This is a genomic window from Dietzia sp. oral taxon 368 (genome assembly GCF_002999155.1).
GTDB classification, from domain to species: Bacteria; Actinomycetota; Actinomycetes; order Mycobacteriales; family Mycobacteriaceae; genus Dietzia; species Dietzia cinnamea.
Map to the genome: position 1 here is coordinate 3,298,351 of NZ_CP027238.1, position 14,250 is coordinate 3,312,600.

The following is a 14,250-nucleotide window of genomic DNA, read 5'->3' on the forward strand; positions in this document are numbered from 1 at the left end:
CGCAAGGTTAGTTCCCGCCGGGCGCGATGGCCCGTTCGGTGGCCAGCACCTCGGCGACGTCCGCGGCTCCCGCGAGGTCGGACAGCACGTCGAGGGTCGGCCGGAGCATCCCGAGGTGCCCGAGGACGCCGGCCTGGGCGGCGTCGTCGGCGCGGATCCACTCGGCGGCCCGGGCCTCGCTCGTCCCGCCGTCCGGTTCCGCCCCCTCCGGCAGTGCGGCCACGAAGAACAGCGTGTCGTAGCGCCGCGGCGGCCCGACCGGGGTCGTCCAGCGGTCCCACGGCCGCAGCAGGTGCGCGGACAGCACCAGGTCGTGGGCGGCCAGGAGCGAGTCGAGGTCCCCGTGCCCCGCGTCGAGCGCGCGCCGCTCGGCGACGCCGGGCGACGCCGGGGGCACGGCCGCGGGCGTGGTCGGGCGCGGGGTGGGTTCCGCCGGCTCGGCGAGCAGGACGCCGGTCTCCTCGAACAGCTCGCGCGCGACCCCTCGGACCGCCGCGGCGGCGCGGCCCTCGTCGATGCCGAACCGCTCGGCCCACCACCGCGGCGCGGGCCCCCGCCAGGACCGCGTGCCGTGGTAGTCGCGCGGCTCCACCCCGCCGCCGGGGAACACCGACATGCCCGCCGCGAACTGCATCGTCGACACGCGGTGCTGCAGGAACACCTCGACTCCCCCGCCGACCCGGGCGTCGCGGATCAGCGCGACCGTCGCCGCCTCACGGATCGGGACGGAGTCCGGCGCGTATCCCGCGTGGGTGTCCCCGCCGCCGCCATTCGCGCCCGCCACGCCGGTCACGCCCGTCGGTGCCGGCCCGATCGGCGGGCACGGCGGGCGAAGTAGCGGCCGTCGATCGCGTCGACCGTGATCGACTGCGCGAAGGCCCGGCTGAGGTTCCCGGAGGTGATCACGTCGTCGATGAGCCCCATGGCGGTCACTTCACCCTCCGCCAGCAGCATGGCGTGGGTGAATCCCGGGGGGATCTCCTCGACGTGGTGGGTCACCAGGACCGTCGCGGGGGCGTCCGGGTCCATGGCCATGTCCCCGAGCCGGGCGACGAGGTCCTCGCGGCCGCCGAGATCCAGCCCGGCGCCCGGCTCGTCGAGCAGTAGCAGTTCGGGGTCGGTCATCATGGCGCGCGCGATGAGCACGCGCTTGCGCTCGCCCTCCGAGAGTGTGCCCCACGTCCGGTCCGCGAGATGTTCGGCGCCGATCGACTCCAGGGTGTCGGCGGCGCGGTCGAAGTCCTGCTCGTCGTACCTCTCCCGCCAGCGGCCCAGGACCGCGTACCCGGCGGAGATGACGAGGTCGCTCACCACCTCGTCGCCGGGGATCCGGCCCGCGACGGCGACCGACGACAGGCCGACCCGGCTGCGCAGCTCGGTCACCTCCGTCCGACCGAGCTGCTCACCGAGGATGACGGCTGTGCCCGTGCTCGGGTACTCCAACGCCGAGGCGATCCTCAGGAGCGAGGTCTTACCCGCACCGTTGGGGCCGAGCACCACCCACCTCTCGTCGAGTTCGACCTGCCAGGTCAGTGGCCCCACGAGGGGCTTGCCGTCCCGCCGGAGCGAGACGTCACGCAGGTCGAGGACGAGGTCGGGGTCGATGTCGATGGCGGTGCTCACGACGCCCATCTAACCGGTTATCGCGGCCCCGGGTGGGGAGGAACACGACTCGCGCGGGTTAACCGGAGATGACGGCCCTGAAGGATCGGCCCGACTTCGCTAGCGTCGACGGTGACGGACGTCGCCACTTCGCGGCGCCGACCCGCAGCCGGAAGGAGCACCGACGTGAACGACCGTCTTGCCATCGACGAGGTCCGTCCCCTCGTCTCCTGCGGGAGGTTCCCGTCGAAATCGGTGGTCGGCGAGATATTGCCGATCTCGGCCGTCGTCTGGCGGGAGGGGCACGACGCCCTGTCCGCCAGCCTCGTGGTACGCCGACCCGGCGGCCTCTCCTCGCGCACCACGATGGCGCCCGGTACCGAACCCGACACCGTGCACGCCCTGTTGCCCACCGACGTGCCCGGCATGTGGTCGTTCCGCGTGGAGGCCTGGTCCGACCCCTTCGCCACCTGGCGCAGCGGCATCATCAAGAAGATGGACGCGGGTCAGGACGCCGACGTGCTGGGCAACGAGTTCGAGGTGGGCGCGCGCGTGCTCGACCTCGCGGTCGCCCGGGCCACCACCGCGGGGGAGACCGACCGCGCCGCCCTCCTCTCGGGGGCCGCCGACGCGCTGCGCGGTGACGGAGACGCGGCCACCCGCACGGAGCGCGCCCTGTCGGCGGAGGTCGCCGCGGCGCTCGCCACCGACCCGGTGCGCGAACTGGTCACCGTGGGGCAGACCCACCGGGTGTGGGTCGATCGCCGCGAGGCTCAGTTCAGCTCCTGGTACGAGTTCTTCCCCCGATCCACCGGCGGCTGGGACGCCGAGGGCAGACCCGTCCACGGCACGTTCGCCACCTCGCGGGCGTACGTCGACCACGCGGTCGACCTCGGTTTCGACGTGGTGTACCTGCCGCCCATCCACCCCATCGGGGAGATCAACCGCAAGGGTCGCAACAACACACTGACCCCCGACCCGGACGACGTGGGGTCCCCGTGGGCCATCGGTTCACGGGACGGCGGCCACGACGCCGTGCACCCCGACCTCGGTACGACCGAGGATTTCCGGCGTCTCGTCGAGTACGCGGGCGAACGCGGCGTCGAGGTGGCCCTCGATCTCGCGCTGCAGTGCGCGCCCGACCACCCGTGGGCCGCCGAGCACCCGGAGTGGTTCACCGTCCTGCCCGACGGACACATCGCCTACGCCGAGAACCCGCCCAAGAAGTACCAGGACATCTACCCGATCAACTTCGACAACGACCCCGAGGGCATCTACGCCGAGGTGCTGCGCGTGGTCAGGCACTGGACTTCACTGGGCGTGCGGATCTTCCGTGTGGACAACCCGCACACCAAGCCCGCCGACTTCTGGAACCGGCTCATCAGCGAGGTCAAGCGCACCGAGCCCGACGTGCTGTTCCTCGCCGAGGCGTTCACCCGACCGGCCCGGCTGTTCGGGCTCGCCAAGCGGGGGTTCTCGCAGTCCTACACGTACTTCACGTGGAAGACCAGCAAGGCCGATCTGGTCGAGTTCTGCGAGCAGCTGCTGGCCCACGTCGACGAGGCGCGGCCCAACATGTTCACCAACACCCCGGACATCCTGCACGAGTCGCTCCAGCGCGGCGGCCCGGCGATGTTCGCGATCCGCGCCGCCCTCGCCGCGACCCTCTCGCCCGCCTGGGGCGTGTACTCGGGCTACGAACTCTACGAGTGGCAGCCGGTCGCCGAGGGCAGCGAGGAATACCTCGACTCGGAGAAGTACGAACTGCGGCCCCGCGACTTCGCGGCCGCCGAGGCCGCCGGACAGTCGCTGGCGCCCTGGCTGCGCGCGCTCAACCGGATCCGGCGCGAGCACCCCGCGCTCCAGCAGCTGCGGACCCTGCACTTCCACGACGTCGACAACGACCAGATCCTCGCCTACTCCAAGATCGATCCCGCCACCGGCGACACCGTCCTGACCGTGGTCACCCTGGACTCCCTCGGCGCGCAGGAGGGCACCCTGCACCTGGACATGGCGGCGCTCGGCTACGACGACGACGCCCGGTTCAGCGTCCGCGACGAGGTGTCGGGCACCGAGTTCCACTGGGGGTCGAGCAATTACATCCGGCTCGAGCCGTGGTCCGCGGTCGCGCACATCGTCTCGATCCCACCCTGCTCCGAAGCACGTAGGGTCGAACTGTCCTACCGAACGCACACCGTGGATTGAGGCGAACGACCATGGGAAAGCACAAGAAGCAGGACCCCGCGACCGCCCGGCGCCGGCCGGAGAAGACCTCGTCGTCGTCGCCGTCATCCCCGGCGGCACCCGCGACACCCGGGCCGGCCGCGAGCCCCGCTCCGGCCGCCGCCCCGCATCCCACGCCCCTCACCGACGAGGTGCTCGGTCGGCTGCGCGCGGGCACCCACCACGATCCCCACTCGGTGTACGGGACGCACCGCGACGGAGACGGTTCCGTCGTGCGCACCATGCAGCCGGGTGCGGTGTCCGTCGAGATCGACTTCGGTGACCGGACGGTCCCGATGGAGCCCGTCTCCGACGGCCTGTTCCAGGCCGCGCTGCCCGAGGCCGAAGTGCCCGACTACCGCTACCGCGTCGCCTACGCGGACGGCCACACCCGCACCGTCGCCGACGGTTACCGGTTCCTGCCGACCCTCGGCGAGGTCGACCTGCACCTCATCGGCGAGGGGCGCCACGAGCGCCTCTGGGACGCACTCGGTGCGCACGTCCGCACCTACGACTCCCCCACCGGGCCGGTCACCGGCACGTCCTTCGCCGTGTGGGCACCCAACGCCCGCGGTGTCAGCGTCGTCGGCGACTTCTGCGGGTGGAACCCCGTGGCACTGCCCATGCGCTCGATCGGCTCCTCCGGCGTGTGGGAGCTGTTCGTCCCCGGCGTCGGCGACGGCGCCGTCTACAAGTACCGCGTCCGCGGCGCCGACGGCCGGACCGTCGACCACGCCGACCCCATGGCCGTCGCGACCGAGGTGCCCCCCGCCACCGGGTCGAAGGTGTTCACCTCCGCCTACGAGTGGAACGACGACGAGTGGATCGCCGCCCGAGCGACCCGCGACCACTCCCGCTCCCCCATGACGATCCTCGAGGTCCACGTCGGCTCCTGGCGCCCCGGCCTCGACTACCGCGAGTTCGCGCACCAGCTCGCCGAGCACGTGCTCGAGACCGGGTTCACGCACGTGGAGCTGATGCCCGTCGCCGAGCACCCCTTCGGCGGGTCGTGGGGCTACCAGGTCTCCGGCTACTTCGCCCCCACCAGTCGGTTCGGCTCCCCGGACGACCTGCGCTACGTGATCGACCACCTGCACTCACACGGCATCGGCGTCCTGGTGGACTGGGTCCCCGCGCACTTCCCCAAGGACGAGTGGTCCCTCGGCCGGTTCGACGGCACCCCGCTGTACGAGCACGGCGACCCCCGGCGCGGTGAGCAGCCCGACTGGGGCACCTACGTGTTCGACTTCGGCCGGCGCGAGGTCCGCAACTTCCTCGTCGCCAACGCCCTGTACTGGGCGGACGAGTTCCACGTCGACGGCCTCCGGGTGGACGCTGTCGCCTCGATGCTCTACCTCGACTACTCCCGCGACGAGGGCCAGTGGACGCCCAACATCCACGGCGGCCGCGAGAACCTCGAGGCCATCTCGTTCCTCCAGGAGGTCAACGCCACCGTCCATCGCAAGCACCCCGGCGTCCTCACCGTTGCCGAGGAGTCCACCTCGTGGGGCGGCGTCACCTCCCCCACCTACACCGGTGGGCTCGGCTTCTCGATGAAGTGGAACATGGGCTGGATGAACGACACCCTCCAGTACGTGGGCCTGGACCCGATCTACCGCGGCTACCACCACGGCGAGATCACCTTCTCGCTCATGTACGCCTGGAGCGAGCGCTTCGTCCTCCCGCTCAGCCACGACGAGGTCGTCCACGGGAAGGGCTCCATGTGGGAGCGCATGCCCGGCTCCTCGTGGGACCGCGCCGCCGGGATCCGCAGCCTCTACGCCTACATGTGGGCCCACCCCGGCAAGAAGCTTCTCTTCCAGGGACTCGAGTTCGGCCAGACCACCGAGTGGAACGCCGAGCGCGGCGTCGCGTGGGACGACCTCGAGGGCTGGGAGGGCGAGTACCACCGCGGCATCCGCGACTGTGTGCGCGACCTCAACGCCCGCTACGCCGAGAACCCCGGACTGTGGGCGCTCGACGACGATCCCTCCGGCTTCTCGTGGATCGACGCGAACGACTCCGAGCACAACACGCTGTCGTTCCTGCGGACCGACCACGACGGCAGCACCATCGCGTGTGTCGTGAACTTCTCCGGCGCGCCACTCGGCGACTACCGCATCGGCCTACCCGAGGGCGGCTACTGGGAAGAAATCCTCAACACGGATGCCGAGGCCTACGAGGGATCCGGCGCCGGCAACTACGGCGGCGTCCACGCCGAGCAGGTCTCCCACCACGGGCGGCCCTACTCCGCCGCGATCACGGTCGGTTCCCGCGCGACCGTGTGGCTCCGCCACGCCGCCACCGCATAGCGGTGAGCCGTCGGCGGACTCTCGGGGTGGAGGCCGCCGACGGCTCGACGCGGTTCACCGGCGGCCCGACGCGGGGCCACCGGTGATGCGTTAGTACAGGGCGCTCGCCAGGTCGCGGCGCGCGGCCAGCACCCGCGGATCATCCGCCGGCAGCGCGTCGAGGAGCTCCAGCAGCCTCGCGCGCAGGGCGGCACGGTCGTCGCCGGCGGTGACCCGGACGGCGCCCACCAGCCCGGAGAAAGCGGTCTCGTACTCCCCGGCAAGCAGCGCCGCGTCCGCGGCCCGCAGCGCCTCGGGCACCGTTCCCTCGCCCGCGTCCGCGACCTCCGACACTCGCCGCGCCGCCCGGACGTACTGCAGCGCCTCGACCAGCGTGTGATCGCCGGGTCGCGCGTCCACGAGCGCGGTGAAGTGCTCCTCGGCGGTCGCGAGATCCCCCTCGGCCAACGCCTCCTCCGCGGCGTCCCGCTCGGGATCCGACTCCTCGTCCGGCTCGGCCTCCCCGGCCTCCGGGGCCGGGCCGCTCAGCTTGCCCTCGGTCGCGCGGAGCACGGCCGCGAGCCACTGGCGCAGGGCCTCCTCGGGCTGTTCGCCCTCGAAGTCCGCGAGCGGCCGCCCGGCCGCCACGGCGTAGACCGTGGGCACCGCCCGCGCCTGGAGTGCCTGTGCGATCCCGGGGGCCACGTCGACGTCGACCGTCGCGTGCACCCACTGACCCCCGGCCTCCTCTGCCAGGGCCGCCAGCGTCGCCGTCAGCGCGGTCGGCGCCCGCTGCGACACGAGCTCGAGGATCACCGGCACCTGGTCGGAGCGGACGAGGACCTCCTGCTCGAAGGAGGCCTCGTCCACCTCCACCCGCACCCGCGACCCCCCAGCCTGCGGCGGACCGCCCTGACCCGGGGCGCGACCGGGGGCGGCCGCGTCCCGACGGGTCTCGGCCCGCTTCTTCAGGCCGGAGAGATCGACGGCGCCGGCGAGCGACGCCGCGAGCTTCTGCTCGGCGGCGGACGGGGGTCGGTTACCTGGTCTCGTCACGTATCCGATCCTGCCACGATGCCCGGGCGGGGGTGTCAGCCGGCTGCGGGCACCCGGATGATCAGGGCGTCGCCCTGGCCGCCGCCGCCACAGAGCGCGGCCGCGCCGAGTCCGCCGCCCCGCCGGGCGAGCTCGAGCGCCAGCGTGAGGACGACGCGGTTACCGGACACGCCGATCGGGTGGCCGATCGAGATGGCGCCGCCGTTGACGTTGACCTTGTCCGAGCTGAGCTCGAGCATCCGGGTCGAGTGCAGACCGACGGAGGCGAAGGCCTCGTTGAACTCGAACAGGTCGATGTCCTTGACGTCGATGTCCGCCCGCTTGCAGGCGTCGAGGACCGCGTCGGCGGGCTGGTGCTGCAGCGTCGAGTCGGGGCCGGCGACGGTCCCGTACCCGACGATCTCGGCCAGGACGGTCCAGCCCTCGGCCTCGGCCCGCGCGGCGCTGGTCACGATGACCGCGGAGGCACCGTCGGAGATCTGCGACGACGACCCGGCCGTGATGGTGCCGTCCTTGGAGAAGGCCGGCTTGAGCTTGGCCATCGACTCGGGTGTGGAATCGGGGCGCACCCCCTCGTCGGTGTCCACGACGGTCTCGCCCTTGCGGCCCTTGACCGTGACCGGCACGATCTCGTCGGCGAACCGGCCCTCCGCGGCAGCTGCGGCCGCGCGCTGGTGGGAGATCGCGGCGAACTCGTCCTGGTGCTCACGGGTGATCTCGAGCTCGGCGTTGCGGGTCTCGGTGAGCGCGCCCATCGGCTGGTCCGTCGGCACGTCGTGAAGGCCGTCGAAGGCCATGTGGTCGAGGACCTCGATGGAACCGTACTTGTAGCCCGACCGACTCTTGGGCAGCAGGTGCGGGGCCTGCGACATGGACTCCTGGCCGCCCGCGACGACGACCTCGGAGTGGCCCGAGCGGATCGCCTGGTCGGCGAGCGCGATGGCGGTGAGCCCGGACAGACACATCTTGTTGATGCTCAGCGCGTCGACGCGCTTGGGGATACCGGCCGCGAGCGACGCCTGCCGCGCGGGCATCTGTCCGTTACCGGCGGACAGCACCTGACCCATGATCACCTGGTCGACGGCCTCGGCGGGGACGTTACCGCGCTCGAGGGCGGCGCGGATGGCGATGCCGCCCAGCTCGGGGGCGGACAGGGACGACAGGCCCCCCTGCAGGCGGCCGAACGGGGTGCGGGCACCGGAGACGATGACGGTGCGGGTGGGGTCGGCTGTCATGGGACACCTTCCGATCGAGGGGAAACGACTGTACTGGCCAAACTACCGGGACGGGGGAACGGATAACGTGGCAGGTATGACCACTACCCCAACCGGCCAACCCCTGCTGCCGTCCGAGCTCGTCGTGGCGATCGACCACGTCGGCGTCGCGGTGCCCGATTTCGACGTCGCAGTGGCCTGGTACCGCGACAACCTGGGCATGGAGAACCTCCATGAGGAGGTCAACGAGGAGCAGGGCGTGCGCGAAGCGATGCTCGGCTCCCCCGGACGCCCCGAGGGCAGCGCCCTCCTCCAGGTCCTCGCACCGCTAGACGAGACCTCGACCATCGCCAAGTTCATCGACCGCAACGGGCCCGGCATCCAGCAGATGGCGGTCCGTGTCACAGACATCGACGCGATCACCGACCACCTCACCGGCCGCGGCGTCCGGGTCCTGTACCCCGCGCCCAAGCGGGGCACGGCGGACTCCCGCATCAACTTCGTGCACCCGAAGGACGCGGGCGGCGTGCTCCTCGAGCTGGTCGAGCCCGCCGCCGATCAGCACTAGGCGCGACGGCCGCGCCCGCGGCTAGGGTGGGGGTATGTCGAGCATGCACACACCCCCGGCGACCATCGAGCCGTTCGCGGTGGTGCGCAGGGGTTTCGACCGCGAGCAGGTGACGGCCGCCCTCTCCCGCCTCGAGGCCGAGACGGAACTCCTGCGCGCTGACCGCGACGCCGCCGTCGCGCGCGCCGACCGGGCCGCTGCAGAGGCCGGGCGGGCACACGACCGCGTGCGCGAGCTGGAGTCCCGCGTCGCGGAGCTGGGACGGGCGCCGGTCACCAGCGACCAGATGTCGGATCGCCTGTCCACCATGCTCTCGCTCGCCACCGCAGAGGCCGCGGCCATACGCGACGCCGCCCTCTCGGCCGCGGATCGCGTCCGCACCGAGGCCGACGAGGAGACGTGGAGACTCCGGGAGACCGCGGCCGCCGAACTGTCGGACGTCCGCGCCCGGGCCGCGGCCGTCCGGACAGAACACACCGTCGTGCTCGCCGCGGCCCGCACGCGGGCGGAGGAGATCGTCCGCGCCGCCCAGCGGCAGGCGCGCGCGCTCGACGAGGAGGCCGCCCGTCGTCGGGAGCAGATCGACGAGGATTTCCGACTCGCGTCGGATCTGCGCCGCAGCGAGTCGCTGCGAGAGGAGCGCGAGCGCCACGACGCCGCGGTCGCCGCCGCCGACGCGACGCGCCGTGAGGCGCACGAGGAGGCGCGACGGATCGTCGACCGGGCCCGCGACGAGGCGAGGGCCGTCACGGCGCGGGCACGCGCGCACGTCGAGGAGCTACGGGACCTCCGGCTGCGTGTGGTCGGCGATCTCACCGCGATCCGCGCGAGGCTCGAACCCGTCCCCGGCACCGAGGGCGACGACGTGTTCGAGCTGCCGCCGGAACCGGGGTTCAGCTCCAGCGACGAGTGAGACCACGACGGCCGCGGCCAGCCCAGCATCCGGCGTGCCAGTGCCGTCGCTCGTCGTCGCCGCCCGGCCGGTCCGGCCAGGCGACCACGTGAGGTGTTCCCACGGTGACGAGGTGGTCGCAGCCCGGGCACCTGTAGTCCTTCGTAGCCCGTGCCGCCGGGATCCGTCGGACGTGGTACGGATCGGGATCGCCGGCGGGGCCGGACTCGAGCGGGCCGCCGCCGAGGCCGTCCCGCCGGGGCGCGGGGGGTTCGCCGCCGCCGCGCCGGTGTCTCCTGGGCATCTGCCTAGCTCAGAAGAGCCGTAGGTCGGTGGACTCGATGCCGCGGAGAGTGTCGTAGTCGAGGGTGACGCAGCGGATTCCCCTGTCAGTGGCGAGGGTGCGGGCCTGCGGCTTGATGACCTGTGCGGCGAAGATTCCGGTCACCGGGGCGAGCAGCGGATCGCGGTTGAGCAGCTCCAGGTATCTCGTGAGTTGTTCCACGCCGTCGATCTCGCCACGACGCTTGATCTCCACCGCCACTGTCACACCGTCGGCGTCACGGCCGAGGATGTCGACCGGCCCGATGGCGGTCATGTACTCGCGGCGCACGAGGCTGTAGCCCGGCCCCAGGGTCTCGATGTGTTCGGCGAGCAGTTCCTGCAGGTGGGCCTCGACGCCGTCCTTCACGAGACCCGGATCCACGCCGAGTTCGTGATGGGAATCGTGGTGCACCTCGGCCACGGTGATCCGCAGCTGCTCCCCCGCCTTGTTCTCCACGATCCAGAGGCGGTGATCAGGGTTCTCCGGGTGGTCCTGTTCGGTCAGTGAGCAGGGCGGCGTCATCCAGTTGAGCGGCTTGTACGCCCGGTCGTCGGCGTGGACGCTGACCGAGCCGTCGGCCTTGACGAGCAGCAGGCGCGGCGCCATGGGAAGGTGCGCGGTGAGACGGCCCACGTAGTCGACCTGACAGGTGGCGACGACGAGACGCACGGATTCCTCCTGGATACGGGCAGTGAACCGCTGGGAGCGGGCAGCGGACCGAGAGCGCGGTCCCGGGGCGTCAGCGGTGGGGACGCCGTGGGCGTACCTGCTCGGTCGAACAGGCCTCGACCCATGCGAGCATCCCGGTCAGTTCGGCGGGCGCGAGGCACAGCTCACCCTCGACGACGGAGCCCCCGGGATCGGTCCCGGAGAAGGGCACGATCACCTCGCCCTCCTCGGCCACGTCGAGCTCGGGACCGGTCGGTTGTCGTCGCGCCCCCAGTGCGAGACTCCGACGGTCGAGCCGTACATCGGCTCCGAACCGGACGCTGCCCAGGCGGTAGAAGGCGACGTCGGTATCGGAGTACCGGACCGCTCCGTATCGCCACGACTCCTCCCCCGTCCTGCGCACGAGGACCGACGTGGAGTTCCGTCGGACGACCACCAGACGATAGACCGCGGCCGCGACCACCGGGATCAGGACGAGCAGGACGACGACACCGAGAACGATCTCGATGGGAGCCGTCAATCTGCTCAACTCCTTCCGGTGGCCGCGGCCGGGGGTGCCGGTCGGGCCGGAGGTCGACTTAGGCGCCGGCCTTCTCGATGGCGCGGAGGCGACCCCGGGCCTTTGCGGCGGCGGCGGCGTCGTCGCCGGCCTCGGACAGCGCCTTCTCGGCAGCGGAACGGTCGATCGCGTCGGACCACTCCGCCGCCTCACCGAGGATACTGACCTTGTGGGCGGTGACCGAGAGGAAGCCACCCTGGACCGCGGCGACCTTCTTGCCCTCGTCGGTGTAGACGGTCACGGTGCCACCGGCGTCCAGTTCGCCGAGCAGCGGCTCGTGCCCGGCCTGGATGCCGATCTCGCCCTCGGTGGTCTTGGCGACCACCATCGTGGCGGTACCGGACCAGAAGCGGCGCTCGACCGTGACGAACTCGACTTCGATGTCAGCCATTGTCTACGGTCACTTCCCCGAGAGCTTCTTGGCGGCCTTCTCGACGTCGTCCAGACCGCCGATGCCGTTGAACGCCTGCTCGGGCAGGTGGTCGAGCTCGCCCTTGCACAGCTTGTCGAAGGCCTCGATGGTCTCGGACAGCGGCACGACCGAGCCGACCTGGCCGGTGAACTTCTCGGCGACGAGGAAGTTCTGGCCCAGGAAGCGCTCGAGACGACGGGCCCGCTGGACGGTGACCTTGTCCTCCTCGGACAGCTCGTCCATACCGAGGATCGCGATGATGTCCTGGAGCTCCTTGTACTTCTGGAGGATCCGGATGACTTCCTGCGCGACGCGGTAGTGCTCCTCGCCCACGATGCCGGGCTCGAGGATGCGGGAGGTCGAGGTGAGCGGGTCCACGGCCGGGTAGATACCCTTCGACGCGATGGAGCGGGAGAGCTCCGTGGTGGCGTCGAGGTGGGCGAACGTGGTCGCCGGCGCGGGGTCGGTGTAGTCGTCCGCGGGGACGTAGATCGCCTGCAGCGAGGTGATCGAGCGCCCGCGGGTCGAGGTGATCCGCTCCTGCAGCTGACCCATCTCGTCCGCCAGGGTCGGCTGGTAACCGACGGCGGACGGCATACGGCCCAGCAGCGTCGAGACCTCGGAACCGGCCTGGGTGAAACGGAAGATGTTGTCGATGAACAGCAGGACGTCCTGGCCCTGCACGTCGCGGAAGTACTCGGCCATCGTCAGGGCCGAGAGGGCGACGCGCATACGCGTCCCCGGCGGCTCGTCCATCTGACCGAACACCAGGGCGGTGTCCTGGAGAACGCCCATCTCCTCCATCTCGAGGAAGAGGTCGGTGCCCTCACGGGTGCGCTCGCCGACGCCGGCGAACACCGACGTACCGGAGAACTCACGCGCGATACGGGTGATCATCTCCTGGATGAGAACGGTCTTGCCGACACCGGCGCCACCGAACAGGCCGATCTTGCCGCCCTTCACGTACGGGGTCAGCAGGTCGATGACCTTCACGCCGGTCTCGAGGATCTCGGTCTTGCCCTCGAGCTGGTCGAAGGCCGGCGGCTCGCGGTGGATGCCCCACTGCTCGCCGTCCCGGCCCGTGCCGGGGGCGTCGAGGCAGTCGCCGAGCGCGTTGAAGACGTGGCCCTTGACGACGTCGCCGACCGGCACCGAGATCGGCTTGCCGGAGTCGACGACCTCGGCACCGCGGACGAGACCGTCGGTCGACTGCATCGAGATGCAGCGCACCATGTTGTCACCGAGGTGCTGGGCGACCTCGAAGGTCACCGTCTTGGCGACGGCCGGGAGGGTGATCTCGGCCGTGAGGGCGTTGTAGAGGGCCGGGAGGGCGCCGCGCGGGAACTCCACGTCGACGACCGCGCCCAGGACGCGGGAGACCCGGCCGGTGAGACCGGCCGTGCCCGTCGTGCTCTGATCGGTTACAGCTGTGGTCATTGTCTAGTCACTTCCTGCGCTCGCGGCGAGCGCACCGGCTCCGCCGACGATCTCGCTGATTTCCTGGGTGATCTGTGCCTGACGGGCCTGGTTCGCCTCACGGCTGAGGCCCTCGACGATGTCGGTCGCGTTGTCCGTCGCCGACTTCATGGCCGTACGACGGGCCGCCGACTCCGACGCCGCCGACTCGAGCAGTGCGGCGAAGGCCCGGGTCGACATGTACCTCGGGAGGAGGTTGTCGAGCAGGGTGTCGGCGTCCGGCTCGAAGGTGACCTCGGGCTTGAACTCGGCCTCCGGGGAGTCCATGTAGTCCTCGCCCAGGTCCAGCTCCTCGATCTCGACCTGGGTCTCGATCGGCGCCAACCGCCGCGCCTTGGGCGTCTGGGTCAGCATGGAGACGAACCGGGTGTAGACGATGTGGACCTCGTCCACGCCCTTACGGGTCGTGTCGCCCTGGTGATCCTCACCGAGGAACTCCGCGGCGTCGAACGAGTCCTCGCCGCCGACAGCGAACGCCTTCGACAGGAGCTGGAAGGCCGGCCGGGCCTCCTGGTAGTCGGGCTTCTCGGAGTGCCCGGACCACGAACCGGCGAGGGGGATCTCCCGGAACGTGTAGTAGACGATGCCCTTGTTGCCGAGGACGTAGATGTCCACCTCGCGACCCTCGCCCTCGAGGTACGCGATGAGCTCGGCGGCCTCCTTGAGGACATTGTGGTTGTAGCCGCCGGCCATGCCACGGTCGGAGGTCACCACGAGGACCGCGGACCGCTTGGGATCCTCGGGCTCGTTGAGCATGCGGTGCTGGATCGACGACGCACTCGCGAGGTCGGTCAGGATCGCCGTGATCTGGTCCGCAAACGGCTTCGCCGCGGCGACCCGTGCCTGGGACTTGGAGATCTGCGAGGTGGCGATCAGCTCCTGGGCCTTGGTGATCTTCTTGGTCGAGTTGACCGACTTGATCCGGTCGCGGAGTTCGCGCAGGTTGGCCATGGTCTCAGATCA

Annotated in this window: 13 protein-coding genes; 4 read left to right on the plus strand and 9 right to left on the minus strand. The window is 71.1% G+C overall.

All coding sequences use genetic code 11. The annotated features are described in order from the left end of the window. Positions 1-7: 7 nt before the first annotated feature. Positions 8-784 carry an NUDIX hydrolase gene (locus C3V38_RS15435; RefSeq protein WP_106386530.1) on the minus strand — a complete coding sequence of 259 codons (777 nt, stop codon included), beginning with the start codon at positions 782-784 and terminating at the stop codon, positions 8-10. Positions 785-789: 5 nt separating this feature from the next. Beyond that, positions 790-1,632 carry an ABC transporter ATP-binding protein gene (locus C3V38_RS15440; protein ID WP_106386244.1) on the minus strand — a complete coding sequence of 281 codons (843 nt, stop codon included), beginning with the start codon at positions 1,630-1,632 and terminating at the stop codon, positions 790-792. A gap of 156 nt (positions 1,633-1,788) precedes the next feature. Here C3V38_RS15440 and C3V38_RS15445 point away from each other — a divergent pair, with 156 nt between their 5' ends. Together C3V38_RS15445 and glgB are read left to right on the plus strand one after the other, a co-directional pair. After that, positions 1,789-3,807: a maltotransferase domain-containing protein gene (locus C3V38_RS15445; RefSeq protein WP_061229422.1), complete on the plus strand. Its 2,019-nt coding sequence runs from the start codon at positions 1,789-1,791 to the stop codon at positions 3,805-3,807. An 11-nt stretch (positions 3,808-3,818) separates the two neighbouring features. Further along, positions 3,819-6,137: a 1,4-alpha-glucan branching protein GlgB gene (glgB, locus tag C3V38_RS15450; protein ID WP_254426018.1), complete on the plus strand. Its 2,319-nt coding sequence runs from the start codon at positions 3,819-3,821 to the stop codon at positions 6,135-6,137. Positions 6,138-6,227: 90 nt separating this feature from the next. Here glgB and C3V38_RS15455 read toward each other — a convergent pair whose 3' ends face one another. Together C3V38_RS15455 and C3V38_RS15460 are read right to left on the minus strand one after the other, a co-directional pair. Further along, positions 6,228-7,172, minus strand: a complete 945-nt coding sequence (locus C3V38_RS15455; RefSeq protein ID WP_106386245.1) for a tetratricopeptide repeat protein — start codon at positions 7,170-7,172, stop codon at positions 6,228-6,230. A gap of 35 nt (positions 7,173-7,207) precedes the next feature. Beyond that, positions 7,208-8,407, minus strand: a complete 1,200-nt coding sequence (locus C3V38_RS15460; protein WP_106386246.1) for an acetyl-CoA C-acetyltransferase — start codon at positions 8,405-8,407, stop codon at positions 7,208-7,210. Positions 8,408-8,483: 76 nt separating this feature from the next. Here C3V38_RS15460 and mce point away from each other — a divergent pair, with 76 nt between their 5' ends. Continuing rightward, positions 8,484-8,954 carry a methylmalonyl-CoA epimerase gene (mce, locus tag C3V38_RS15465; RefSeq protein ID WP_106386247.1) on the plus strand — a complete coding sequence of 157 codons (471 nt, stop codon included), beginning with the start codon at positions 8,484-8,486 and terminating at the stop codon, positions 8,952-8,954. Between the two features lie 34 nt (positions 8,955-8,988). Next, entirely contained in the window at positions 8,989-9,867 is an 879-nt protein-coding gene (locus C3V38_RS15470) for a hypothetical protein (protein WP_254426019.1), read from the plus strand. 292 nt (positions 9,868-10,159) lie between these two features. Here the strand turns inward: C3V38_RS15470 and nucS are convergent, their stop codons facing one another. The 5 genes from nucS to C3V38_RS15500 form a co-directional block, all read right to left on the minus strand. Beyond that, on the minus strand, positions 10,160-10,840 hold the full coding sequence (gene nucS / locus C3V38_RS15480; RefSeq protein ID WP_106386248.1) for an endonuclease NucS: 681 nt from the start codon (positions 10,838-10,840) through the stop codon (positions 10,160-10,162). A 70-nt stretch (positions 10,841-10,910) separates the two neighbouring features. Further along, on the minus strand, positions 10,911-11,360 hold the full coding sequence (locus C3V38_RS15485) for a DUF2550 family protein (protein WP_106386249.1): 450 nt from the start codon (positions 11,358-11,360) through the stop codon (positions 10,911-10,913). Between the two features lie 58 nt (positions 11,361-11,418). After that, the gene (locus C3V38_RS15490; RefSeq protein WP_007627612.1) at positions 11,419-11,790 is read right to left on the minus strand and encodes a F0F1 ATP synthase subunit epsilon; all 372 of its coding nucleotides are present in this window, start codon (positions 11,788-11,790) and stop codon (positions 11,419-11,421) included. Between the two features lie 9 nt (positions 11,791-11,799). Further along, positions 11,800-13,248 carry a F0F1 ATP synthase subunit beta gene (atpD, locus tag C3V38_RS15495; RefSeq protein ID WP_007627613.1) on the minus strand — a complete coding sequence of 483 codons (1,449 nt, stop codon included), beginning with the start codon at positions 13,246-13,248 and terminating at the stop codon, positions 11,800-11,802. A 3-nt stretch (positions 13,249-13,251) separates the two neighbouring features. Beyond that, complete coding sequence (locus C3V38_RS15500) at positions 13,252-14,238, minus strand: F0F1 ATP synthase subunit gamma (RefSeq protein ID WP_007627615.1); 987 nt, start codon at positions 14,236-14,238, stop codon at positions 13,252-13,254. Between the last annotated feature and the right edge of the window lie 12 nt (positions 14,239-14,250).